This is a genomic window from Parafrankia discariae (assembly GCF_000373365.1).
Taxonomy (GTDB): domain Bacteria; phylum Actinomycetota; class Actinomycetes; order Frankiales; family Frankiaceae; genus Parafrankia; species Parafrankia discariae.
In genome coordinates, this window is the sequence record NZ_KB891213.1 from 20,248 (window position 1) to 42,878 (window position 22,631).

Here is a 22,631-nt window from a genome sequence, read left to right on the forward strand (position 1 = left end):
CGGGTGTTTTCGGGGTAAAGCAAACCGCCGTTCCGAAAGGCTGCCGCGTGTTTGCTGGACAGCATTGTGGAACGCCTTGACCAGTGACGGGTAACATATTCGAGGCTCCTGTGGCCCGGCGGTCGGCGAGGTCCGGGTGAGGCATTCCCGGTGATTCTCGCCACCGCCGTGACCGGCGCGGGCCGTGGGGGGCCAGGGTCCTTCATACTGATGTGGGACAGGCGGTCTGGCGCCGGCGGTACACCGGTCAGCCCGGCCGGCCCTCGGGCGGGCGGAGCCGGCCGGGCGTCTTCGCTGAATTTACCGCCGCGTTCAACAAAGCACTTCTTTCGGGTGCGGGTCCACCCGCCCGGAGTATCAGGTGAACCCGCCCGACGTCGGCCGGGAGCTCACCGGGCCGACACGGCCGTCGCGTCGCTGGAAGACATGTGAGTGCTCACCGCCATGGCGGGCGAACCGGTTGTTCGGAAAAAGAAAAAGAACCCCGGGTTCGCCGCCGGTAAGGGATGGGAGGGGACATGGCCTACGCCGCGGACCAGATCGAGATGATCACCCGGATCGTGGAGGAGGCGGGCGAGCTCCTGCCGCCGCAGGCCCCACTGGGGTACTTCTCCCATCACAACCCGCTGCACGCCCTGGAGGAGCTCCCGTTCCAGCGCGCGGTCGAGCACGCCTCGGCGATGCTGGGCACAGAGGCGTTGCAGACCGAGGAGGCCTTCGCCGCGCATCTCGCGTCCGGCCGGATTCTTCCCCGGGACCTCGCCGCGGTCCTCGAACATCACGGCCGGCCGGCGGAGGGCGTCCCCGGCGACCCCCACACCGGGCAGGAGCTGCGCGACGGCGACGCCCAGGTCGTCCCCGGCGGGCCGACGTGGAACGAGTTCCGGCTCGCCCGGCTCGGCCTGTTCATCGACGTGCCCCGCGACGCCGGGGCGTTGTGGGCGCTGGCGGACGGCGGTGAGCTGCACCGCGTGCACCCGCTGGTAACCGAGGCGCGGCAGGAGGAGCTGACCCGCCAGGCCCGGCGGCGCTTCGCGAACGCGCAGCGGCGCACCCGGCGCGGCCGGGCGGCCCGGCTGCAGGCGCTGCGGGCCCGGCTGCTCGCGCAGCTGTGGGAGGACCTGTGCCGGAACACGCCGCCGCCGGCCCCGCGCCCGGCTGCCCTGCGCCGCCGCGACCAGGTGCTCGACCAGTTCGGCGTCGACACCGACGAGGCCGTCCACCCGGTGCTGATCCGGCTCTGCGCCGCCTTCCTCGACCAGGGCGTCGCCGCCTGGGAGATGCCGCACCGGGAGAAGGGCCTGCTGGCGGCCTTCCGGCACCTGTTCGGGACGCTCGGCGCCCCGCGCGAGGCGAGCTGGGCCGGCCTCGGCGGCCAGCTCCGCCAGCAGCTCCGGATGAACTGGTCCGCCGAGCGGACGGTCGCCTGGGCGCTGTGGGCGCTGCAGGTGCCGGTGCCCGCCTGGGCGGACACGGTGCGCGCGACGCTCGTCTCGCTGCGTGGCTGGGCCGGGATGGTCCACCAGTTCGAGTGCCGTCCCGACCGGGCGCCGTCCCGCCCGGCACCGGCCCGGCTCATGGACTACCTCGCCGTGCAGCTCACGCTGGAGGTCGTCGTCACCCACAACGTCCTGGCGCGGCTGATCGGCCCCGACGCGCGGCCGGAGGACCTGGGCCCGCTCGGCCCGGTCGAGGGCACCCTGGTGGCCGGCGACGCCGTCCAGGGCGATCCCGTCCAGAGCGATCTCGTCCAGGGCGATCCCGTCCAGGGCGATCAGGAACCTCGTGGGGGTGACCTGGAGCTCGCCTACGAGGCGTTCGTCCTCGCGCAGGTGCTGGACGTCGAGACCGAGGTGCTCGGTCACCCCCGGTGGGCCCGGGCCTGGCTGCGGGCCGTCGCCGAGTTCGACGCCGGACGGCGGCGCTGGCTGCTGCACCTCGCCTACGAGCGCCGGTACCGGACCCAGGTGCTCGACGCGCTGTCCGCGCACGACCGGCGCTTCCCCGGGACGGTGCCGTCCCCCGACTTCCAGGCCGTGTTCTGCATGGACGAGCGGGAGGAGTCGCTGCGCCGGCACCTGGAGGAGAGCCATCCGCGGGTCCGGACCTACGGCGCCGCCGGGTACTTCGGGGTCGCCATGGCCTACCAGGGCCTCGACGACGTCCGCCCGCGCGCCCTGTGCCCGGTGACGATGACACCGCGCAGCCTGGTCGTCGAACGCGCCGTGGACGACGGCGAACTGGCTGCCTACCAGCGCGCCCGGCGCCGCAAGGCCCAGCTCCAGCACACGATCTCGGCGGCCCGCGGCCACCCGGCGCGAGCCGCGGCGTACTCCGCTCTCGCCGGGCTGGCCGGGCTGGCCGAACTGGTCCCGCTGGCCGCCCGCGCGGTCGCGCCCCGGGCCGCCGGCGAGGGGGTGCGGATGCTGGGCCGCCGGGAGCCGGCGCGCCCGCTCACCAGACTCGTCATCGAGGCGACGCGGGACCACCCGCCGGCCACCGGACCGGCGGAGCTCGTGCCGGGCGTGGGGGCGGAGCCGCTGAGCCTCGGGTTCACCGTCGAGGAGATGGCCGAGATCGTCGACACGCTGCTCGCGACGATCGGCATGGGCGGCCCCCTCGGCCCGGTCGTGTTCGTGATCGGGCACGGTTCGTCCAGCGTCAACAACCCGCACGCGGCGGCCTACGACTGCGGTGCCACCGGCGGCGGCCAGAGCGGCCCGAACGCGCGCGCGTTCGCCGCCATGGCCAACCACCCGGCGGTGCGCGCCGCCCTGGCCCACCGCGGCCGCGTGATCGGCCCGGACACCTGGTTCGTCGGCGGCCACCACGACACCTGTGACAGCTCGCTGGCCTACTACGACACCGACCTGGTGCCCGCGCACCTGCGGCCGGCCCTCACCGCCGCCATGGACGCGCTGCTGACCGCCGTCCAGCTCGACGCGCACGAGCGCTGCCGCCGGTTCGAGTCGGTCGGCCCGGACGTCGCCGCCGGCACCGCCCACGCCCACGTGCGGGGGCGTTCGGAGGACCTCGGGCAGTCCCGTCCGGAGTACGGGCACAGCACCAACGCGACCTGTGTGATCGGCCGGCGTTCGCGCACCCGGGGCCTGTACCTCGACCGCCGCTCCTTCCTGGTCTCCTACGACCCGACCGTGGACCCCGACGGCGCCGTGCTCACCCGGCTGCTTCTGTCGGCCGGCCCGGTCGGCGCCGGGATCAACCTCGAGTACTACTTCAGCCGGATCGACCCGATCGGGTACGGCGCCGGGTCGAAGCTGCCGCACAACATCACCGGCCTGGTGGGGGTGATGGACGGGCACGGCTCGGACCTGCGGACCGGGATGCCCTGGCAGTCCGTCGAGATCCACGAGCCGATGCGGCTGCTGTTGATCGCCGAGGCGGAGCCCGAGCGGCTGGCCCGCATCGTGCGGGAGAACCCGACGCTGCGCGGGCTGGTCGAGGGCGGCTGGATCCAGCTCGCCGCCTGGGACCCGGCCGGCCCCGAGACCTACCTCTACCGCGACGGCGCCTTCGAGCCGCACCAGCCCGAGAACCTGCGTTTCCCGGTGGTCGCCCGCTCGGAGCACTACTACGCGGGCCAGCGCGATCACCTCCCGCCGGCCCACGTCCTCGCCGCCTTCGGCGAGTCCGTGGACACCGTGATCGACCTCGCCGACGCGCCGGGCACGGCGGTCGCGGCCGGCGCGGTGGAGACGGCGGGCACGGCGGGGACGGCGGGGACGGCGGGGACGGCGGCCGTCCCACCCGCGCGGGACGCGATCGAGCTGCCGGAGCAGGCGAGCGGGCCACTGCCCGCGCGGCGGGACGGGCAGTGACCGCCGAGCCGGCCCACCCCCTGCTCGCCGCCGCGCTGATCACCAGCGTCGCCGCGCCGGGCACGGCGGTGGCCGCGCTGGCGGTACCCATGTGGTTCGGCCGCCTGCGATCCGAGCGGATCATCGGCATGATCGTGGCCGCCGCGTTCACCGTCTCGACCCTCGCCTGCGCGGTGCTCGCCCTCGGCCTCCTGGCGACCGGCCGGGACACGGTCGACGCCAGCATCGGCCCGTGGTTCGGCACCCACGGCCACACCTTCGCCTGGAGCCTGACCGCGGACATGCTGTCCGTGCCGTTCGCGCTCGTCGCGGCCGTCCTCATCGGGCTCACCGGCGCCGTCTCCGCGCGCTACCTGCACCGAGAACCCGGATTCGCCCGGTTCCACCTCCTGCTCGTCCTGTTCGGGACGGGGGTGGAGCTCACCCTGGTCGCGGGCGAGCTGCCGGCGCTGTTCTTCGGCTGGGAGCTGGTCGGGCTGACCTCGGCGCTGCTCATCGCCTTCTTCGTGGAACGGCGCGGGCCCGTCCGGCACGGCCTGCGCGCCTTCCTGACCTACCGGGCCGGCGACGCCGGCCTGCTCCTCGCGACGGTCTGGCTCGGGAACCTCGCCCGTGCGGGTGACGGCGCCGGCCACGGCGGCGAGCACGGTCTCAGCTGGGACGACGTCCTGTCGTCACCCGGCGCCACCGCTCACGCCGAGCTACTGGGTCTCCTGCTCCTGACCGCGGTGCTGGGGAAGTCGGCGCTGGTCCCGGTCGGCGGATGGCTGCCGCGGGCCATGGAGGGGCCGACCCCGTCCAGCGCCGTCTTCTACGGGGCGGTGTCGATCCACCTGGGTCCCTACCTGCTGCTGCGGGCGCAGCCGATGCTGGACCACGCGCCGGCCGTCCGCGCCGCCCTCGTCGCCGTCGGGGTACTGACGGCACTGCACGCGACGCTCGTCAGCCGGGCCCAGAGCGACGTCAAGAGCGCGCTCGCCTACGGGTCGATGACCCAGGTGGGGCTGATCGTCGCCGAGATCGGGCTGGGACTGCACACGCTGGCCGTCCTGCACATCCTCGCCCACGCGACGCTGCGCTGCGCGCAGATCCTGCGCTCGCCCAGCGCGCTGCGCGACAGCCAGCGCCTGGAGCAGGCGCTGGGTGGCCAGGCCCCCGAGCCCGGGTCGCGGCCGGGGCGGATCACGCCGGGACGGTGGCAGCCCCGGCTCTACCGGCACGCGTTCGAGAAGGGATACGCAGACGTGGTGCTTCGCCGAGTCGGAGAAGCCGCCGGACGTGCGCTGACGGCGATCGACCGCTGGCAGCGACACGCCGCCGACCTGATCGGCGGTCGGGGCACCGGCCCCGGGGCGTCCCCTCCGGCACACCCCCCGGGTCCGCCGCCGCGGCGACCCGCCAGCCCGCCGGACCCCGCCGAGGACGCCGCCGCCGGCGGGAGAGCCGGGGACGTCCCGGCCGGGCCCGCGGCTGTGACGGTGGAACCGGGCCGTGGCCCCGCGGTCGACCCCAGGGCCCGGCACGGATCCGGGCCCTACGGCGCGGACTCCTACGCCCTGGACTTCCACGGTCCTGACCCGGGTGGCCCCGCCGCGGGTGAAACCGGATCACGCGGCCCGGACCGCGCGGTCCCGGACGAGACCGCGCTGACCACCCGGCCGATCGTCAGGGAGACGACGGAGGCTCCGGCCGGCGCGGAGGCCCCGGCCGCGGCCGGGCCGGCGGCGTCCGCCGAGCCCGCCACGGCGGAGCCGGCCGCGGCCGAGCCCGTCGAGCCCGCGGCGCCCGTCGAGGCCGCGGCGTCCGTCGAGGCCGCCGAGCCCGCGCCGGCGACCCGGCCGGTGGCCTCGCCCGGGGCGCCGAGCCTGCGCAGGCTCCCCGACCAGGCCCTCCCGCCGGCGGTGTCCCGCCCCGGGGTGCCTTCGGGCCACACGGAACCGCCTGTGCCGTCTGTGTCGCCCCGACTGCCGGGGCCGCGTCCGGCGGCCGACGACCTCGCACCGGACGCCGCGCCGACCGACGCGGCCTGCTCGGACCCGGCCCTCGACGGGCCCGGCCGACCGGTCGCGGCGGACGCCCCGGAGGCGGTCGACGCGATCGACGATGGTCCGGGCCCGGACGATGCTCTGGAGGCGGTCGACCGTCCGGAGGCGACCGAGGCTCCGGAGGCGGCCGGGAGCCCGGAGGCCGCCGGGGATCCGGAGGCGACCGGGGATCCGGAGGCGACCGGGGATCCGGAGGCGACCGGGGATCCGGACACCGTGGAGAAGCCGGGGCCGGCGGGTCTGGCGCGCCGGGACGGCGATCCCGCCGGGCACCGCCTGCGCGCCAGGAACGGTTCGTCCTCGGTCGGCGCCTCGCGTTGGCGGCACCAGGAGGACACACCCCGCTTTCCCACGGATGTCCGACCGGTCCGACCTCGGGGAGGAGGGCCCTGGTGACCATCGCGGCCGTCCCGTGCGTCGCGGCCGCCTTTCTGCTCGTCGGCTCGGTGCTGGCGCGGCGGGCCCCGGACCCTCGATCCGCCCGGGCCGCCGCGGCCGGGTGCGTCACCGTCACGGCGCTCGGTGTCGCCGTGACGATGGTCGTCGCCCGCTGGACGGGGTGGCCCGACGGCCACCGGGTGGGCCTGCTCGCCCCCGGGTCCGGGTGGTGGATGCCGTTCGTGACCTGTCTGGCCGGTCTCGCCGCCACCGCGCTGGCACCGATCACCCCGCCCCGGACCATCCCGTCCCTGGCCGCCGGCCTCCCCGCCGTCGCGGCGCGTCCCGACGCGCGGTCGGTCGCCTCGCACGACCAGGCGACGTTCGCGCGGATCCTGCTCGTTCTCGCCGGGGGCACGGCGGCGACCGCGGTGGCTGGCCCGCCCGGGGCGGCTGGTCCGCCCGGGGTGGCCGGTCCGACCGCGGCGGTGATCTCGTGGGCGCTGTCAGCCTTCGTCGTGTGGCGGGAGCTGCGGGAACGCGCCCCCGGCCGCGGCCCGACCCGGCTGTTCGCGCTGCACCATCTCGTGGGAGTCGGGGCGTGCGCCGCCGGGCTTCTCCTGGCCGACCGGCTCGGCGGCACGGTGGCCGCGCTGCTGCTCGCGGTCGGCGTCGGTGTCCGCCAGTGCCTCCTGCCGCTGCACCTGTGGTACGAGCCCTTCGCCCGGACGGCCCCCGCCGGGCTGGTCGTCGCCTTCGCCGCCGGGCCGGCGGGCGTGCTGCTGCTCCCCGAGGTCGGACGGGCGGTGCCGGATCACGGCTGGGTCGTCGCCGTGGCCGCGGCGAGCGCCCTGCTGGGCGCCGGCCTCGGGCTCGTCGCCCGGGACGTCCGGTCCGCGCTCGCCCAGATCGGCCTGGCGCTCTCCGGCGTCTTGAGCTGCGGGATCCTCATCGGGTCCGAGCCGGCACGGTCGGGGGCCGTCCTGTCCTGGCAGGTCGGCGCGGTGGCCGCGGGCGGCGCGATGATGATCGCCGCCGCGACGGAGGCCCGGCGGGGCCCGATGCTCCTTACCGGCCCGGGGGGCTGCTTCGCCCGCACCCCGCGGCTCGCGGTGGCGTTCCTGCTGTTCGGGCTGACGTCGATCGGGTTTCCGGCGACCCTCGGGTTCGTCTGGGAGGACCTGCTGCTCGACGGCGTGGGCGGCTGGTCGGTACCGGCGGCCGGCGCGCTCGTCCTCGCGGTCGCCGGCGCCGGCGCGACGGTGATGAAGTGGTACTTCGCCGGCTACACCGGCCGGCGTGACCACGTCGGCGAGCAGGACCTGACCCCACGCGAGTCCAACGCCGTCACCGTCCTGCTGGCCGCGCTGATCCTCGGCGAGCTCGCCCCCGCCCTGCTCCTGCCCTGACCGTTGCATGACAGTGCTGGATGGCGCTGGTCATGCCGCCTCACCTTGCGGTGGGGCACCCCGGGTCTGACCGGCCGCGGCCGTGCCTGGTTCCCGCTTCACAGCCACCGGCCCCGCGAGCGGGGTCTTATGGTCGGCTCCACGGGCGTTTTGCGTCTCCGATGTACTGGCGGCGACGAGGTTGCGCAGGTTGACCGCCGCGTTGGTGTCGCGGTCGATCACCAGGTAGCAGGACTGGCAGTGGAACGTGCGGTCCGACAGCGTCAGGCTTGGGTTTCGCCAGCCGCAGCCGGAGCAGGTCTTCGAGCTTGGGTACCAGCGGTCCGCGATGTGCAGCCGCGAGCCGTACCACCGGGTCTTGTAGTCGAGTTGGCGGCGGATCTCGGCCATCCCGGTGTCGGCGACGGCGCGGGCGAGGCGCCGGTTGCGGACCATGCCGGCGACGTGCAGGTCCTCGACGACGACCACGTCGTGGTTCGTGGCAAGCCGGGTGGTGAGCTTGTTCAGGCCGTCGCGTCGCTGGTTCGCGACGTGCGCGTGGATCTTTCCGAGCCGGGTGGCGCGTGGGCGGCTGCCGGCGCTGCCCGGCTTCGACCGGGAGTAGGCCCGGGACGCCTTCCGTAGCTTCCGCTGGGAGCGGGCGAGTGGTTTCGGGTTGTCGACCTGCTCGCCGGTCGAGAGGACCGCGAGGTGCTTCACGCCGGCATCGACGCCGACCGGCCCGCCGGCCCGCTGCCGTGGTGACGGCGCTTCGGGAACCTCCCGTTCGGCCTCGACGGTGAACGACACGAACCAGCGGCCCGCCGTGCGGGACACGGTCGCGCCGAGCAGCCGTCCCCGCCCATCGGCCCACCGGCCGGTGAGCGCGCCCATCGGTTCGTGGACCTTGACGCGGCCGATCCGGGGTAGCTTGACGTGCAGGTCGCCGGCTGGGCCGTAGGCGCCGGTCGTGTACCGGAAGGAGTCGCGGGCCTTCCCTCGCTTCTTGAACCGGGGGAAACCGACCCGCCGTCCCCTGCGCTTCCCGTTCTTCGAGTCGGAGAAGTTCTTCAACGCGCGGGCCAACTGGTCGAGTCCGGCGGAGAACGCCTCCTTCGAACACTCGCCCCACCACGGCGCGACGTCGTTCTTCACCTGGTTCCAGCGCAGCCGCAGCGCGGGCAGCGTCCACGGCACCACGGTCAGCGCCTCACCGGCCAGGCCGTAGCTCTGCTCCGCGTCGCGCTGCGCGAGCGCGGCCTTCACGAAACCCAGGCCCCAGTTGTAGACGAACCGGGCCGCCCCGGCGTGGCGGCGCAGGCCGGCAAGCTGGACGTCGTTCGGGTCGAGCGCGAACCGGAACGCCTGCGTCGTCTTCATTCGGCAGCCTCGGTCGCGGCGGCGACCGCGCGCCGGGCGCGGTTCGCGCCGGCCCGGCGGCCGTAGAGCCGAGCGCACATCGACGTGAGGATCTCGGTGATGTCCCGGACGAGGTCGTCATCGACCTCGGCGGGGTCGACGACCAGCAGGCGCCGGCCGTTCGCGGCGAGCGCGGCCTCGACGTACTCGGCGCCGAACCGGGCGAACCGGTCCCGGTGCTCGACGACGATCGTGGTCACGGCCGGGTCGCGCAGTAGGGCGAGGAACTTCCGGCGGTGCCCGTTCAGCGCGGAGCCGACCTCGGTCACGACCCGGCCGACCGGCAGGCCCTGCCCAGCCGCCCACATGGTGACCCGCGCGACCTGCCGGTCAAGATCCGATCGCTGGTCGGCGGACGAGACCCGGGCGTACACCGCGACCGTCTCCACCGCCGCCGGCCGGGCCGGCTCGTCGACCAGGATCAGCCCGCCGACCCTGCGCGCGGGCACGGGCAGCCTGCCCTCAAGGAACCACTGACGGGCGGTCGAGTACCCGACCCCGTTCACCGCAGCCCAGTCCTTGAGATTCACCCCTTCATCATACAGCGCTCTCTGGCGCTAACTGGCGGCCAGCAGGCAGCAGCATTCACCCCCTCGACCTGGTCGGGGCCGGTTCGGCGCGGGCGGGTTCGGGGAACAGGCTCAGGGTGGCTGTCGGCGCAGGCGGGTGGGGGGGTCGGGGCCCGTGATCGCCGTGGCGGGCCGGCCGTGAGCGTCGACGCCGCACCGCGGCGCCCGGAGCGCGGGCCGGACGCCGGGCCCCGTGCGTCCGGTCCGCGGGGGCGAGGGCCACGCGCGCGCCGCCTGCTCGCCCGGTGGGTCGTGCGGGCGGCCCCGCTGGCGATGCTCGGCCTCGTCGTCGGTGTCCAGTTCACCAGTAACCACTGGACGATTCTCGAGCTCACCGTGCTCAGCCCGCTGCTCGCCGCCACCCTGGCCGGGCCCGCCCTGACCATGGTCTACGCGGTCGTGGCGCTGCTGGCCTGTGTGCTGATGGGCCTGCAGGACGGGTTGTTCACCGGTAACGAGGGCGGGCTGGCCGCCCAGCTGGTGCGACTCGCCGGTGTGGCCACCGGGGGAGCCATGGCTGTCCTCGTCAGCCGGTACAACACGCGACGCGAGACCAAGCTGCAGAACGTCACCAGGGTCGCCGAGATGACCCAGCTGGCGATCCTGTCCTGTGTGCCGACGTTCACGGGGCAGCTGCGGCTGGCGGTCCGTTACGAGAGCGCCGCCGCCGAGGCGATGGTGGGTGGTGATCTCTACGAGGTGATCGACAGCCCGTGGGGCAGCCGGCTGCTGGTCGGCGATGTACGGGGCAAGGGCCTGGACGCGGTCGGGATCGCCAGCCGGGTGCTCGGGTGCTTTCGGGTCGTCGCCCGGCACCGCCAGGATCTCCGCGCCGTCCTGACCGACCTGGACCAGGAGGTCGCCGAGGTCAGCGGCCTGGACGACTTCGTCACCGCCGCCGTCGTGCAGATCAGCGGCGACCGGCTGGACATGGTCAACGCCGGGCACCCCGATCCGATCCTGGTACGCCGGACGTGCGCGTGGCCGCTGACCGCGGTCAGCCGGCGACCGCCGCTCGGGCTGCTGACCGGCGGGGCCGACCTCACCTCGATCGTGATCGAGCCCGGCGACCGGGTGCTGCTCTACACCGACGGCATCGCCGAGGCCCGGCATCCCGAGTCGGGGGAGTTCTTCCCGCTGCTGCCGGCGGTCGGCGCGGCGCTGGCCCGCCCCGCCGTCCTCGACGACTGCCTGGGCGATCTCGTCGCCCGGGTCCGGGAGTGGACGGGCTCGGCCCTCACCGACGACGTCGCGCTGCTGGTGGCGGAGATCCTGGAGCCGGAGGTCCTGGAGCCGGGGCCCGTGCCTACCTCGGGGTGACCTTGCCGTCGCAGCTGGAGACGAGTACCTCGCCGTCGCCGTCGTCGTCGGTGTAGTCGACCTTCATGTCGTCGTCCCGGACCCAGCCGTAGGTCTCGGTTCCGTCGAGGCGGGCCCACCACCACGTGTCGTTGGACTTCGTGACGACGTTGCACCACAGCCAGAACTTCCGGCCCCGCACGAGCGTCACGACCGATCCGCAGGTGTCCGCCGGGCCCTCCCGCAGGACGCTCGCCGTGATCAGGACGCCGGTCCCGTCGCCGTTCGCCCTGGTGGCGGGCTTCGCGGGACAGCCGAGGCGCTGGATGGGCGTGGCGGAGACCCGCGGCGCGGGGACAGGGGTGGTGGTGGGAGTCGGCGTGGCGGTGGGCGAGGCCTCGGCACCGGCCCGCGGCGTCGTCCTCGACTCCCGGCGGATGGTGCCCGGTGTCGCTCCGGGGGAGTCCGGACCGGCTGATCCGGCGTCCTGCGACGGGGTGACCACGAGCGCGACGGGCTCGCCGCCCGCCGGCTTGGAGGCCAGCCAGAAGAACACCGCGCTGACGGTGACGACCAGCGCCAGGACGACGGTCACCAGACGCCGCCGCCGGCGGCCGCGCCGGCGAGCCCCGGCCGGGTCGCCGTCGGCCGGGTCGCCGTCGGCCGGGCCGGCGGCGTCGCCGGGGTTGGCCGGGGACGTGGGGCCGCCGGCCTGCCGCGGCCCGTCCGAGCCGGAGGCGCTGCCGGCCCCGCCCGAGGTGGCCGGGGCGGCGGTCCCGGCCGCGCCGGGGGAACCGGAGGCGGCGGAATCGGGGACGCCGAGGGAACCGGCGAAGCCGGCCGCGTCGGGACCGCTGACAGCGCCAGGGGAGCCGGTGGAATCCGGCGCGCCCGGGGGCGGAGCGACACCCGGGTAAGCGGGTGAGCCCGAGGCGGTCCGGGGCGCCGAACCGTCCGGCGCCGCGGAGCCGTCTGGCATCGCCGAACCGTCCTGCGCCGCGGAACCGCTGGAACCGCTGGTTTCGACGGCTGGCGCCGCGGGGGCGTCCGGCGGGGATCCGCCGGGTGGCTGGGCCGGGGCGTTCCCGGGGGTGGCTGGGGCGGCGGGGCCGGCGGCCGCGAGGGCGCCGCGGACGGCGGAGGAGCCGAACGCGGCCTGCGCGCCGTCCATCCCGTTCGCGGCGAGCCCCGGGGTACCCGCGCCGTCCTCGGCGTTGGGCGCGGGTGTCCCCAGCCCACCGGAGGTGTCATAGCCGGCCGAGCCCCGTCCGCCGCCGACCGCGGGCCCCGCGGGCCCCGCGGCGACGCTCGCCGCTCCGAGCGCGCGGGGTACGCGCGGCGCGCACAGCGCCCGCGGCTGGCGGGCCGCGTTGAGGGCACGCGGGGAGACTCCCGCGTTGAGCGCGTTGAGCGCATGGGGCGGGTGGGGGGCGCGGGCGATGTGGGTGATCGACGCCGAGGAGTAGGCCGACACCGAGCGAGCCGCCGCCGGGGAGGCGGCGCCCGCGTCGTCGCCGCTCGGCTCACTCGGGAAGGGCGTGCCCAGCGCGTCCATCGCGTCCGGCGCGCCCGTCGGCGCCGACTGGAACGTCGGCGGCGGGACCGCCGGCATGCTCGCGGTCGGTGAGGGCACGGTGGAGATCCGGTACCGGGTGACCTCGGCCGCGACCGTGGGCGGCAGCCATCCGCCGCCGGTCTGCAGGTAGAGGTCATCGGTGATCGCGGATCGGCACAGCTCGATCACCTGGGTGGACGTCGGCCGCTCCGCCGGGTCCTTGGCCAGGCAACGGGCGAGTACCGCCCGCACGTTGTCCGGGCAGTGCTCCCAGTCGGGCTGTTGGTGCTCAATGCGGTGGAACACCGCGGCGTCCGACCCGAACGGGGGACGTCCGGTCAGCGCGTAATAGGCGGTGGAGCCGAGCGCGAACACATCGCCCGCGGCGTCGATCTGCTTTCCCCGGACCTGTTCCGGTGACATGAATGCGGGTGTTCCTATGCGTACACCCGTTTGGGTCATGGCCGCGGTCGATGTCTCGATGGCCCGGGCCACACCGAAATCAATTACCCGTGGCCCGTCGTCGGCGAGGATGACGTTGCCGGGCTTCAGATCGCGGTGGATCACACCCGACCGGTGGATGGACTGCAGTGCCTCGGCCACACCCGCGATCAGCATCAGCACGGTCGCCGACGGGAGCGCGCCCTGGCGCACCACGGCGACCGCCAGCGAGGGGGCGGCGACGTAGGCGGTGGCGATCCACGGGCGCAGGGCCTCGGGATCGGCGTCGATCACAGGAACGGTGTAGGGCCCCTGGACACGGCGCGCGATCGCGACCTCTTTCGAGAACCGGCTGCGGAAGTCGGGGTCCGCCGCCAGTTCCGGGCGGGCCACCTTGAGCGCGATCGGACGTCCACCGGGGGTGTACGACAGGTACACCGCGCCCATGCCGCCTTCGCCGATCCGGGCCCGCAGCAGATATCGGCTCACACTGTGTGGATCGTGCGGCGTCAGTGGGGTAAACACCGCATCGCGCACGGGTTCGATCCGACTGGCGGGCGCTGCCGGCTCGCCTGGACCCACCCCGACCGCGCTCTGCGGAGTGTCGCTCATCGTCCCCCTCCCGGGGCCGCGCCCAAATCGAATCGACCATGTCGGTAGAACGACCATGTCGTAAGAAATGGGTTTAAGGCAGTCACGTGCATCTTATGGGTGCCTACCCCGCCAACCGCCTGTTCGGGCAGGTGGTCTGGGTCCGGCCGGGGTGTGACCGTGCGCTCGTGTGGGTCGCGTTACGGCCTACTTGACGGCCCCGGTTCGACGGTTTTCAGGCCCATGACCTGCACGGAGTCGCAGCGGCGAGGGCCGGGCGGCCGCGGTGGCGCCCACCGGTCGGCACCTGGCCGGCATTCGGACGACACCCCGGCCGCGCGGCCGACGGCCCGCCGGATCGCCCGGATGGGTGGGAACCCGCGAGCCCGCCAATGGCCGATCCGCGCACACCGCGCCCGGTCGGCTGCGCACGGCACCAGAAACCACACGGAGCGACAACGGCGGCGAGATCGGACACCGGGATCGGGATCGGGAGCGTGATCGGGATCGGACACCGGGAAAGGCGGCGGCCTCGCCTACCCGGCCTCTCCTACCCGGCGTCGCCGGGGACGGAACGGGCCGCGGGAACCAGCCCGAGCGGCCGTGTCCGGCGGGCGTCGCGCAGGACGGTGCCCCACCACGAGAGCTCGTCCAACAGGATCCGCGCGGCCTCGGTGGCCTCCCGCGGGTCCGCGAGTGACCCGGCGGCGTCGAACAGCTGGTAGTACCGCGGGAACGAGACATAGTGGCGCACGGTGTGCGCGTGCAGCTCGCCGAACACCTGCCGCAGGTGCTCGATCGCGAGCAGGCCGCCGCTGGCCCCGCTGTACCCGACGAACCCGATCGCCTTGGCCCGCCACTCCAGGTGGTACCAGTCGATGGCGGCCTTGAGCGACGCCGGATAGCTGCGGTTGTAGTCGGGCGTCACCACCACGTAGACGTCCGCGGCCGCGACGCGCCGGCTCAGCTCGGCCAGGGCGGGGGGACGGACGAGGTCCGGCGCGATCGCCGGCGGCACCGCCGGCAGCGCGAGCGGCAGCGGGGTGTCGGCGAGGTCGATCAGGTCGACGGTGAAGCCGCCGTGCGCTTCGGCCTGTTCGACGAACCACCGCGCGACCACCGGGCCGAACCGGCCCTCCCGGACGCTTCCGATGATCACGGCGAGGTCGAGGGTGTCTCCGGGCATCCGGCTGGCTCCTTCACTGCGGGACATCGATCGGTGTGGGAGGTCGATCGGTGTGGGAGGTCGATTGCTGTGGGGCGTCGATCCGGCGACGCCGCCCACGCTGGCGCGCCGCCGTCGGGGCGGGGAGACCGGCCTGAGGCTGGTAGCGGGAGGGCCACGATCCGGCCGTCGTGGTCGGTTACGGTCAGGTCCATGGCCGGCAACGAACTGGGTCTCTTCCTGCGGGCCCGACGCGAGGCCATTCACCCGGCGGACATCGGCCTGCCGGCCGGCCCCCGCCGGCGCACCCCCGGGCTGCGCCGCTCCGAGCTGGCGACGCTCGCCGGCGTCAGCGTGGAGTACGTGACGCGCCTTGAGCAGGGCCGTGACCGCCGGCCCTCCGCCGCGGTGCTCGCCACCCTCGCCGACACGCTGCGGCTCACCCCGCGCGAGCGGATCCACCTGCACCGGCTCAGCAAGGGCGCCGAGGGCGGCTTCACCTGCGGGGTGGGCGCGGCCCCGGCCCGCGCGGTGCGCCCGACCGTGCGGGCGCTGCTGGCGCACCTCGAACCGGCCGCCGCGGTGCTGCTCAACCGGGTGAGCGACGTGCTCGCCCACACCCCGGCCTACGAGCGGCTCGCCCGTCCGATCGGCCTGCTGGACGGCCCGCCCCGCCCGGGCGCCGTGCCGAACCTGGCCCGTTTCGTCTTCACCGACGAGCGGGCGCGCCGGGCCTGGCCCGACTGGGACCAGGTCGCGGACGACCAGGTGGCCGCGCTCAAGCAGGGTCCCTTCCGGGCGGACCGCTACGTCGCGGCGCTCGCCGACGAGCTCAGCGTCACCGCCGGAGCGGCCTTCGTCGAGCGGGTCGCCTCGGTGCCGGGCCTGCCCGCGGCCAGCGGCGTCACCCGCCTCGCCCATCCCGAGGCGGGCGAGCTGCGGCTGGCCTTCGAGACGCTGGAGCTGCCCGCCGACGACGACCTGCGCCTCGTCGTGCAGCTACCGGCGGACGCGCCGACCGCCGTTGCCCTGGACCGACTGCGGGTAGGCCGATCCCCGCTGCGCGCGGTGCCCGACTGACCGGAATTCACCGTGACGGTGGCATCCGTGTGATCCCCGAAAACGTCCGTCCGCTCTGTGCGGACCTACTGCTCCGGCGCGCGTCCGTCGCCGCGGCCCCGGGGAGTGCCGGACATGGCCGGAGTCCGGCATGCCCACCTGTGGGCGCGTCGGAATGACGCTGGCAGCATGCGTGGTTGAAGTCTCCGCACCGCGCCGCGAATCGGCGTCCTGACTGATCGTAGGGTGGACCTATGGCAGCGCACTTTGATCTCGTCGTCCTAGGTGGAGGTCCTGGCGGCTACGTCGCGGCGATCCGGGCGGCCCAGCTCGGGCTGTCGGTCGCGGTCGTCGAGGAGAAGTACTGGGGCGGCGTCTGCCTGAACGTCGGGTGCATCCCCTCGAAGGCGCTGCTGCGCAACGCCGAGCTCGCGCACCTGTTCGCCCACGAGGCGAAGACCTTCGGTATCTCCGGCGAGGTGAGCTTCGACTTCGGCGCCGCCTTCGACCGCAGCCGTCAGGTCGCCGAGGGGCGCGTCAAGGGCGTGCACTTCCTGATGAAGAAGAACAAGATCACCGAGTTCACCGGCCGCGGCACCTTCCGTGACCCGAACACCCTCGACGTCGCCCTCTCCGCCGGCGGCACCGACCAGGTGAGTTTCGACCACGCGATCATCGCGACGGGTTCCAGAGTCCGGCTGTTGCCCGGCGTCGAGCTCTCCGACAACATCGTCACCTACGAGACGCAGATCCTCACCCGCGAGCTGCCGCGGTCGATGGCGATCGTCGGCGCCGGGGCGATCGGCATGGAGTTCGCCTACGTCCTGCGCAACTACGGTGTGGACGTCACGATCATCGAGTTCCTCGACCGCGCGCTGCCGAACGAGGACGCCGACGTCTCCAAGGAGATCGTCCGCCAGTACAAGAAGCTCGGCGTGCCGATCCTGACCTCGACCAAGGTCGAGACGGTGACGGACAACGGCTCCTCGGTGACCGTCGAGTACACCGGCAAGGACGGCGGCCGAGGCTCGGTCGAGGTGGACAAGGTCCTCATGTCCATCGGGTTCGCGCCCAACGTCGAGGGCTTCGGCCTGGAGAACACCGGCGTGGCGCTGACCGACCGCGGCGCGATCGCGATCGACGACCACATGCGCACCAACGTCGAGCACATCTACGCCATCGGCGACGTGACGGCGAAGCTCATGCTGGCGCATGTCGCCGAGGCACAGGGCGTCGTCGCGTCCGAGACCATCGCCGGCGCCGAGACGGTGACACTCGGTGACTACCGGATGATGCCGCGGGCCACCTTCTGCCAGCCCCAGGTCGCCAGCTTCGGCCTCACCGAGGCGCAGGCGCGGGAGGAGGGCCACGACATCAAGGTGGCGAAGTTCCCGTTCACCGCGAACGGCAAGGCCCACGGCCTGGGCGACCCGAACGGCTTCGTCAAGCTGATCTCCGACACGAAGTACGGCGAGCTGCTCGGCGGCCACCTGATCGGCCCGGACGTCTCCGAGCTGTTGCCCGAGCTGACGCTGGCCCAGAAATGGGACCTCACCGCGCTCGAGCTCGCCCGCAACGTGCACACCCACCCGACGCTGAGCGAGGCGTTGCAGGAGGCGATCCACGGCCTCGCCGGCCACATGATCAACCTCTGACGGTCGGGGGGCGGCAATGCGGATCAACCTGACCAGCGTCCTGGTCGACGACCAGGACAAGGCGCTGCGCTTCTATACCGAGGTCCTCGGCTTCGTGAAGAAGGCCGAGGTGCCGTTGGGTGGGTACCGCTGGCTCACGGTCGTCTCCCCGGACGGCCCCGAAGGCGTGGAACTGCTGCTGGAGCCGGACGCGCACCCCGCCGCCCGCCCGTTCAAGGACGCGCTCGTCGCCGACGGCATCCCCTACACGGCGTTCGCCGTCGACGACGTCCACGCCGAGGTCGCCCGGCTGCGCGCGCTCGGTGTCCGCTTCACCCAGGAGCCGACGGAGCTGGGGCCGGTCACCACCGCCGTCCTCGACGACACCTGCGGCAACCTCATCCAGATCGTCCAGCACCACTGAGCGGCGGAGCCTCTCCTCCGCCGAATCCCAGTCCACCGAACCTCGCGGCGGCCCCGCGCCGCCTCGGCGGACGGAGGGCTCACCCGACGCGAGTTGTGTCACCAGCACCTGGCGGGGCGCGGACAACTCGCTTCGACCGAACGGCGCGGGAGCCGCGAACTCAGGCGGTGGCCAGGTAGGCCGCCGCCTTCTCCGGGTCGAGGAACCAGTCCTGGAAGTCCGACGGGTCGTCGAAGCCGTTCACGAACCGTCGGGCCACCGCGGGGTTCGCCTGCGCGGCGCCGAGGATCTGCTGCACGTGCGGGGGCGGGGGCTGCAGCAGGGCGTTCGTCCAGACCGTGACGTCGTGCGCGCTCGCCCAGTAGCGGTCGAAGGTGGCCTGCATCCACTCCTGGTCGAACGGCTTGTCACCGTGTTCGAGGATGCTGGCCAGATACGACGTCGCGCACTTCGCGGCGTTGTTCGAGCCCTGGCCGGTGATCGGGTCGTTCGCCACGACGACGTCGGCCATCCCGAGCACCGCCCCGCCCGCGGGCAGGTTGCCCACCGGCCGCCGCACGACTGGGGTGTACCCGCCGGCCAGGGTCGCGTGGTCGTCGGTGAGCTCGACCTTCGCGCAGCGCTCGTACTCCCAGGGCAGGAACCGCTCGATGAGGTCCAGGATGCGGCGCAGGTGCTCGGCGGGCTTCGGGTGGTCGTCCCAGCAGTCCAGCGGGCCGCCCGGGATCCCCTCGAAGAAGAGGATGTCGCAGTTCCCGCTCAGCGTGTACGCCGGGATCATGAACAGCTCGCCGACCCCGGGGATGATGTTGAACCGCACACCCGGCGCGGTGGGATGCTCCGGCCGGGGCGCCAGGCCGTGCACGTACGCGAGCGACAGCGCGCGCTGGGGGACGGTGTACGGCGAGCGGGCGGCGTCGCGGTCGAACAGGCCGACCAGCTCGCCCTTGCCGGCGGCGACCACGACGAGGTCGTAGAGATCGACGAGCCCGTTCAGGTCGGCCGTGGTGACGCCGTGCAGGATGAGCTTGCCGCCGCGCTCCTCGAACAGCTCGGCCCAGCCGGCCATCTTGACCCGCTGGTCGACCGACTGCGCGTAGTGGTCCAGCGGGGCGAACCAGTCGAGCGCCCGGCCGCCGTCCGGCCCCGCGATCGACAGCCCGAGCCCCTCGATGCGGACGGTGTCGGCCTCCCAGAGGTTGAGGCCGTGGTCGCGCTCGGACTGCAGCGCGCTGTGGAACATCGCCTGGGTCGACATGACCCGGCCCCGGCGGATCTCCTCGGGGGAGCGCGCGGACATCACCGTCACGTCGTAGTCGTGCTCGCGCAGGGTCAGGGCCAGCTGCAGGCCGGACTGGCCCGCACCGACGATCAGGATCTTACGCATGCGTCCGTGTCCTCCTGGGTTCCGGGACCTGGGCCAGTGACATCGTGTGCAGAACCAGTTCCCGCAGCACCTGAGCCGTCGACGCCGTCTCGCGGGCGTCGCAGGTGACGAGCGGGATGTCCGGGCGCAGCGCGAGCGCCTCCCGGACCTCCTCGACGTCGTGCCACAGCTTTCCCTCGAAACGGTTGACGGCGACGATGTACGGGACCGTCGAGTCGTTCTCGAAGTAGTTCAGCGCGGCGAAGGACTGGTCGAGACGGCGGCTGTCGACGAGAACGATCGCGCCCAGCGCACCGCGCGACAGGTCGTCCCAGAGGAACCAGAAACGGGGCTGGCCCGGGGTGCCGAACAGGTACAGCACCAGGTCCGGGTAAAGCGAGATCCGGCCGAAGTCCATCGCGACCGTCGTCGTGCTCTTCCCGCCGCTCATGGACAGGTCGTCGATGCCTTCACTGGCCTCGGTCATCCACGCCTCCGTGCTGAGCGGAGGAACCTCCGAGATCGACCTGACCAGCGTGGTCTTGCCCACTCCGAACCCGCCCGCGATCACGATCTTCGCGGAGATCGCCGTGGCGGGGTCGAGTTCGTCGGCGTCGGTCGGGGTCATGCCCACTCCACACCGCCGTCCGGACCCGGAGTCGCGTCAGACCGGGAGCTCCCGCAGGCCACTGAGAATCCTTTCGAGCATGTTTCGATCATGGTGGTAGGTGTGGGCCGTGGGGTGGATGAGGATCGCCCCCTGTGCGGCCAGATCGCTGATCAGGACGCGGACCACCCCGAGCGGGATCGACAGCATCACCGAGAGCTCGGCGATGGACAGCTGCCCCCGGGCGCGTTCGTACAGCGCCTTGGACTCGGGCATCAGCGTCTCGCTGAGCGTCGGGTCGTAGCTCGGCACCGAGACCAGGGTCTCGACGAGCAGGTGATGCCGGGCCCTCGTCCGGCCCCCGGTGAGGGCGTAGGGGCGGATCCGCTTGCTGCGCGGGCCACGCTTCGGCCGTCCGTTCTGTGCGGAGTCTTCAGACATGCTCTTCACGATTCTGGTCCGTCCCCCGTCCTGGTCCGTGCGTCGCCCGCCGCGGCGGGATCATCCGTGCCGTGATCCGCCGCGTTGTCCCGGCTCAGCTCGGTACCTGGCGTCCGACCAGGACGCGGCGCAGGTCCGCGCGCCGGTCCGGGGTGAGCGCGTGCCCGGCGTGCAGCACGAACTGTGTCATCTCGTAGCCGACCACCTTCATGTCGCAGTCCGGTCCGGTCAGCACGGCGAGTCCCGCTCCCTCGTCGATGCTCATGAACAGGAAGTAGCCACCGCTGAGCCGCACGATGATCTGCTCGCAGGTTCCCCGGTCGAACAACGTCGCACTGTTGCGGGCAAGGCTGAGCATCGCGCTGGCGATCGCCGCGAGCTGGTCCCGCTCCGCGGAGCTCACCCCGTCGGACGCGGTGAGCGACAGGCCGTCGGACGAGAGGATCAGGGCATGGGTGACACCGTGGACCTTGCCGACGAAGTCATTGATCAGCCAGCTGAAGTCGTGGTCCGCGCGGCGGTTGGTCTGATCCGTCACTGCTGTGTCCCCGTCACTGGTGAGTCCCCGTCACTGGTGGGTCCTGAGTCCCCTCGCTGGTGTTCGTGGGCGATCCGTTCGCCTTCGCTGAAGGCGTCGAGATCCGCTAGTAGTCTCGCGTGGTCCGCGGCCCGGGCCGAAAGCGCCTGCGCCGCCGGCGATCCGCCCTCCGCCGTACCCGGCTCCGCGCCCGCGCCCGCATCCGTCGCGGCCGGCGCTGTGTCCGCCGCAGCCGGGGTGACCGGTGTGACCGGGGTGGCCGGGGTGATGGCCGTGGGCGCGGTGTTCGCGGGCGGGCGGGCGCCGTCGCCGGCGGGGTTCTTGAGGCTGCGCGACACCCGGCGGGGGAGACCGCTCGCGGTCGTGCCACCGATCAGTGCGTCCGCCGCGGGTGGCGAGGACAGCGTCACCCCGGCCGGGCCCGGTGTCGGCCCGGCCGGTGCACCGCCCGCCTGGGTGAACAGCGTGGATTCCCGCGGGTGGCCCGCTCCGTTGGCGGACTGTTTCCCGCCCGGAGCCCCGCCCGGAGCCCGGTACTGGAGGTCCGCCCGCGGTTGACCGTCGCGCGCGGCGGGACGCGCGGCCGGACCCGGCGCGGTCGGGTCGCCGTCGCGGACCACCACGGTCTGCGTGCCCGACCAGCTGCTCTCGGGCAGTTCGCAGATCAGGGCGGAGGGGATGAGCACCGAGGCGGTCGTCCCGTGGGGGTGGCGGCGCTCCAGCCAGATCCGCAGATCGTGGCGGATCGCGAGCCGGCGCACCACGGCCAGGCCCATGTGGCGCACCGCCTCGTCGTCCAGGACGGGGTCGCCGGCGAGTCGCTCGTTGAGCTGGCGCAGCCGGTCCGGCGGGAGCCCGATGCCCTCGTCCTCGACCCGCAGCAGCGCGCTGCCCAGCTCCGTGAGGTGCACGCCGACCCGCACCGGCGCGGTCGGGGGAGACGACTTGGTCGCGTTGTCCAGCAGCTCCGCGAGCAGCCGTCCGACGTCCTCGGCGGCGAAGCCGACCACGCCGAGCGGGACCACCCGGCCGATCGTGACCCGCGAGTAGTGGTCGATGGCCGACATCGCCGCGCGCACGACGTCGACCAGAGCGGTCGTGTCGGAGGAGGCGCCGCCGGCGTCACGGCCCGCGAGTACCCGCAGGTTCTCGGCATTGCGGCGCAGCCGGGTGACGAGGTGGTCCAGCCGGTACAGCTCGGCGAGGCGGTCGGTGTCCTCCTCCTTGGCCTCCATGTCCTCCAGCTGGGAGAGCAGGGAGTCGACCAGGTTGAGGTCGCGCAGCGCCACGTCCGCGCAGATCGCGGAGAGCGCCTCGGCCGCGGGTGCCCCGGCCGCGGCCGGGCCGGTGGAGGCGGCGGGCAGCGGGGACGGTACGGCCCGCCTGCCATGGGCCGACTGTTCCGCGGCGCCGGCGCCGGCGGTGCGGGTGGACGGGGCCGACGTGTGAATCCCCGCCGTCGGAGCCCCGCGGGGCGACCTCGCCGCCCCCGCGGCCGCCGCGGGGGCGCCCGGCCGGACCCACGGCTCGTTCGCCGACCTGCGGCCAGGGGCCGCCGGGCGGCTGACGAGGCCGGCGCGGGCCGGCTGCCCGGGCTGCGGTGGGGAATTCGGGAGATCACCACCCCGCAGCTGGGCCGCTATGCCGCGGGAGCCTCCCAGGAGCGCGCGGGATCGGTTGAGCAGGTCTCGTGCCCGCGTCGTCATCGCGTCTCACATGCTCTCGTCGGATACGGGTTCCGCCCGCTTCTGCCAACCCCCGTGTCGGTGAGCTATGCAATCAGACGTCCCGGTTTGCGTCCAACCTGTGGGCATCGTGGTGGGCGCAGCTCGATCTGCATGCCGCGTTCCGTTGTTCCCGGTTCATTCGGGCC

The 22,631-nt window shown here is 73.7% G+C and carries 16 protein-coding genes; 7 read left to right on the forward strand and 9 right to left on the reverse strand.

All coding sequences use genetic code 11. From position 1 onward, the window contains the following. Window positions 1-518: 518 nt before the first annotated feature. From B056_RS0115075 to B056_RS0115085, 3 genes are read left to right on the forward strand one after another with little or no spacing between them, the layout of a single operon-like run. Window positions 519-3,839: a DUF2309 domain-containing protein gene (locus B056_RS0115075; RefSeq protein WP_018502698.1), complete on the forward strand. Its 3,321-nt coding sequence runs from the start codon at window positions 519-521 to the stop codon at window positions 3,837-3,839. Further along, complete coding sequence (locus B056_RS0115080; protein WP_018502699.1) at window positions 3,836-6,280, forward strand: proton-conducting transporter transmembrane domain-containing protein; 2,445 nt, start codon at window positions 3,836-3,838, stop codon at window positions 6,278-6,280. The genes B056_RS0115075 and B056_RS0115080 overlap by 4 nt, the downstream gene beginning before the upstream one ends. Further along, window positions 6,277-7,671 carry a proton-conducting transporter transmembrane domain-containing protein gene (locus B056_RS0115085; RefSeq protein WP_018502700.1) on the forward strand — a complete coding sequence of 465 codons (1,395 nt, stop codon included), beginning with the start codon at window positions 6,277-6,279 and terminating at the stop codon, window positions 7,669-7,671. The genes B056_RS0115080 and B056_RS0115085 overlap by 4 nt, the downstream gene beginning before the upstream one ends. A 30-nt stretch (window positions 7,672-7,701) precedes the next feature. Here B056_RS0115085 and tnpB read toward each other — a convergent pair whose 3' ends face one another. Next, window positions 7,702-9,030: an IS607 family element RNA-guided endonuclease TnpB gene (gene tnpB / locus B056_RS0115090; RefSeq protein ID WP_018502701.1), complete on the reverse strand. Its 1,329-nt coding sequence runs from the start codon at window positions 9,028-9,030 to the stop codon at window positions 7,702-7,704. After that, window positions 9,027-9,599, reverse strand: coding sequence for an IS607 family transposase (locus tag B056_RS0115095; RefSeq protein WP_018502702.1), 573 nt, complete (start codon window positions 9,597-9,599; stop codon window positions 9,027-9,029). The genes tnpB and B056_RS0115095 overlap by 4 nt, the downstream gene beginning before the upstream one ends. Window positions 9,600-9,776: 177 nt before the next feature. On the opposite strand from B056_RS0115095, the gene B056_RS36580 reads away from it, so the two are divergent. Further along, entirely contained in the window at window positions 9,777-10,958 is a 1,182-nt protein-coding gene (locus B056_RS36580) for a PP2C family protein-serine/threonine phosphatase (protein ID WP_018502703.1), read from the forward strand. Here B056_RS36580 and B056_RS0115105 read toward each other — a convergent pair. Both B056_RS0115105 and B056_RS0115110 read right to left on the reverse strand, forming a co-directional pair. Further along, complete coding sequence (locus B056_RS0115105) at window positions 10,945-13,545, reverse strand: serine/threonine-protein kinase (protein ID WP_026239732.1); 2,601 nt, start codon at window positions 13,543-13,545, stop codon at window positions 10,945-10,947. The two genes, B056_RS36580 and B056_RS0115105, sit on opposite strands and share 14 nt — an antisense overlap. Before the next feature lie 529 nt (window positions 13,546-14,074). Next, complete coding sequence (locus B056_RS0115110; RefSeq protein WP_018502705.1) at window positions 14,075-14,710, reverse strand: NADPH-dependent FMN reductase; 636 nt, start codon at window positions 14,708-14,710, stop codon at window positions 14,075-14,077. 192 nt (window positions 14,711-14,902) lie between these two features. Here B056_RS0115110 and B056_RS0115115 point away from each other — a divergent pair, with 192 nt between their 5' ends. The 3 genes from B056_RS0115115 (at window position 14,903) to B056_RS0115125 (ending at window position 17,806) form a co-directional block, all read left to right on the forward strand. Next, window positions 14,903-15,769: a helix-turn-helix domain-containing protein gene (locus B056_RS0115115; RefSeq protein ID WP_018502706.1), complete on the forward strand. Its 867-nt coding sequence runs from the start codon at window positions 14,903-14,905 to the stop codon at window positions 15,767-15,769. A 233-nt stretch (window positions 15,770-16,002) separates the two neighbouring features. After that, window positions 16,003-17,403: a dihydrolipoyl dehydrogenase gene (lpdA, locus tag B056_RS0115120; protein ID WP_018502707.1), complete on the forward strand. Its 1,401-nt coding sequence runs from the start codon at window positions 16,003-16,005 to the stop codon at window positions 17,401-17,403. 16 nt (window positions 17,404-17,419) lie between these two features. Further along, window positions 17,420-17,806, forward strand: a complete 387-nt coding sequence (locus B056_RS0115125) for a VOC family protein (RefSeq protein ID WP_018502708.1) — start codon at window positions 17,420-17,422, stop codon at window positions 17,804-17,806. A gap of 160 nt (window positions 17,807-17,966) precedes the next feature. Here B056_RS0115125 and B056_RS0115130 read toward each other — a convergent pair whose 3' ends face one another. The 5 genes from B056_RS0115130 to B056_RS0115150 all read right to left on the reverse strand — a co-directional run bounded on the left by B056_RS0115130 (window position 17,967) and on the right by B056_RS0115150 (window position 22,464). Next, window positions 17,967-19,193, reverse strand: coding sequence for a styrene monooxygenase/indole monooxygenase family protein (locus B056_RS0115130; protein WP_018502709.1), 1,227 nt, complete (start codon window positions 19,191-19,193; stop codon window positions 17,967-17,969). After that, complete coding sequence (locus B056_RS0115135; protein ID WP_018502710.1) at window positions 19,186-19,800, reverse strand: GTP-binding protein; 615 nt, start codon at window positions 19,798-19,800, stop codon at window positions 19,186-19,188. Before B056_RS0115135 ends, B056_RS0115130 begins: the two co-directional genes overlap by 8 nt. Before the next feature lie 36 nt (window positions 19,801-19,836). Beyond that, on the reverse strand, window positions 19,837-20,220 hold the full coding sequence (locus B056_RS0115140; RefSeq protein ID WP_018502711.1) for a DUF742 domain-containing protein: 384 nt from the start codon (window positions 20,218-20,220) through the stop codon (window positions 19,837-19,839). A gap of 94 nt (window positions 20,221-20,314) precedes the next feature. Continuing rightward, window positions 20,315-20,758, reverse strand: coding sequence for a roadblock/LC7 domain-containing protein (locus B056_RS0115145; RefSeq protein ID WP_018502712.1), 444 nt, complete (start codon window positions 20,756-20,758; stop codon window positions 20,315-20,317). Then, window positions 20,755-22,464 carry a sensor histidine kinase gene (locus B056_RS0115150; RefSeq protein ID WP_018502713.1) on the reverse strand — a complete coding sequence of 570 codons (1,710 nt, stop codon included), beginning with the start codon at window positions 22,462-22,464 and terminating at the stop codon, window positions 20,755-20,757. The genes B056_RS0115145 and B056_RS0115150 overlap by 4 nt, the downstream gene beginning before the upstream one ends. Window positions 22,465-22,631 lie beyond the last annotated feature (167 nt).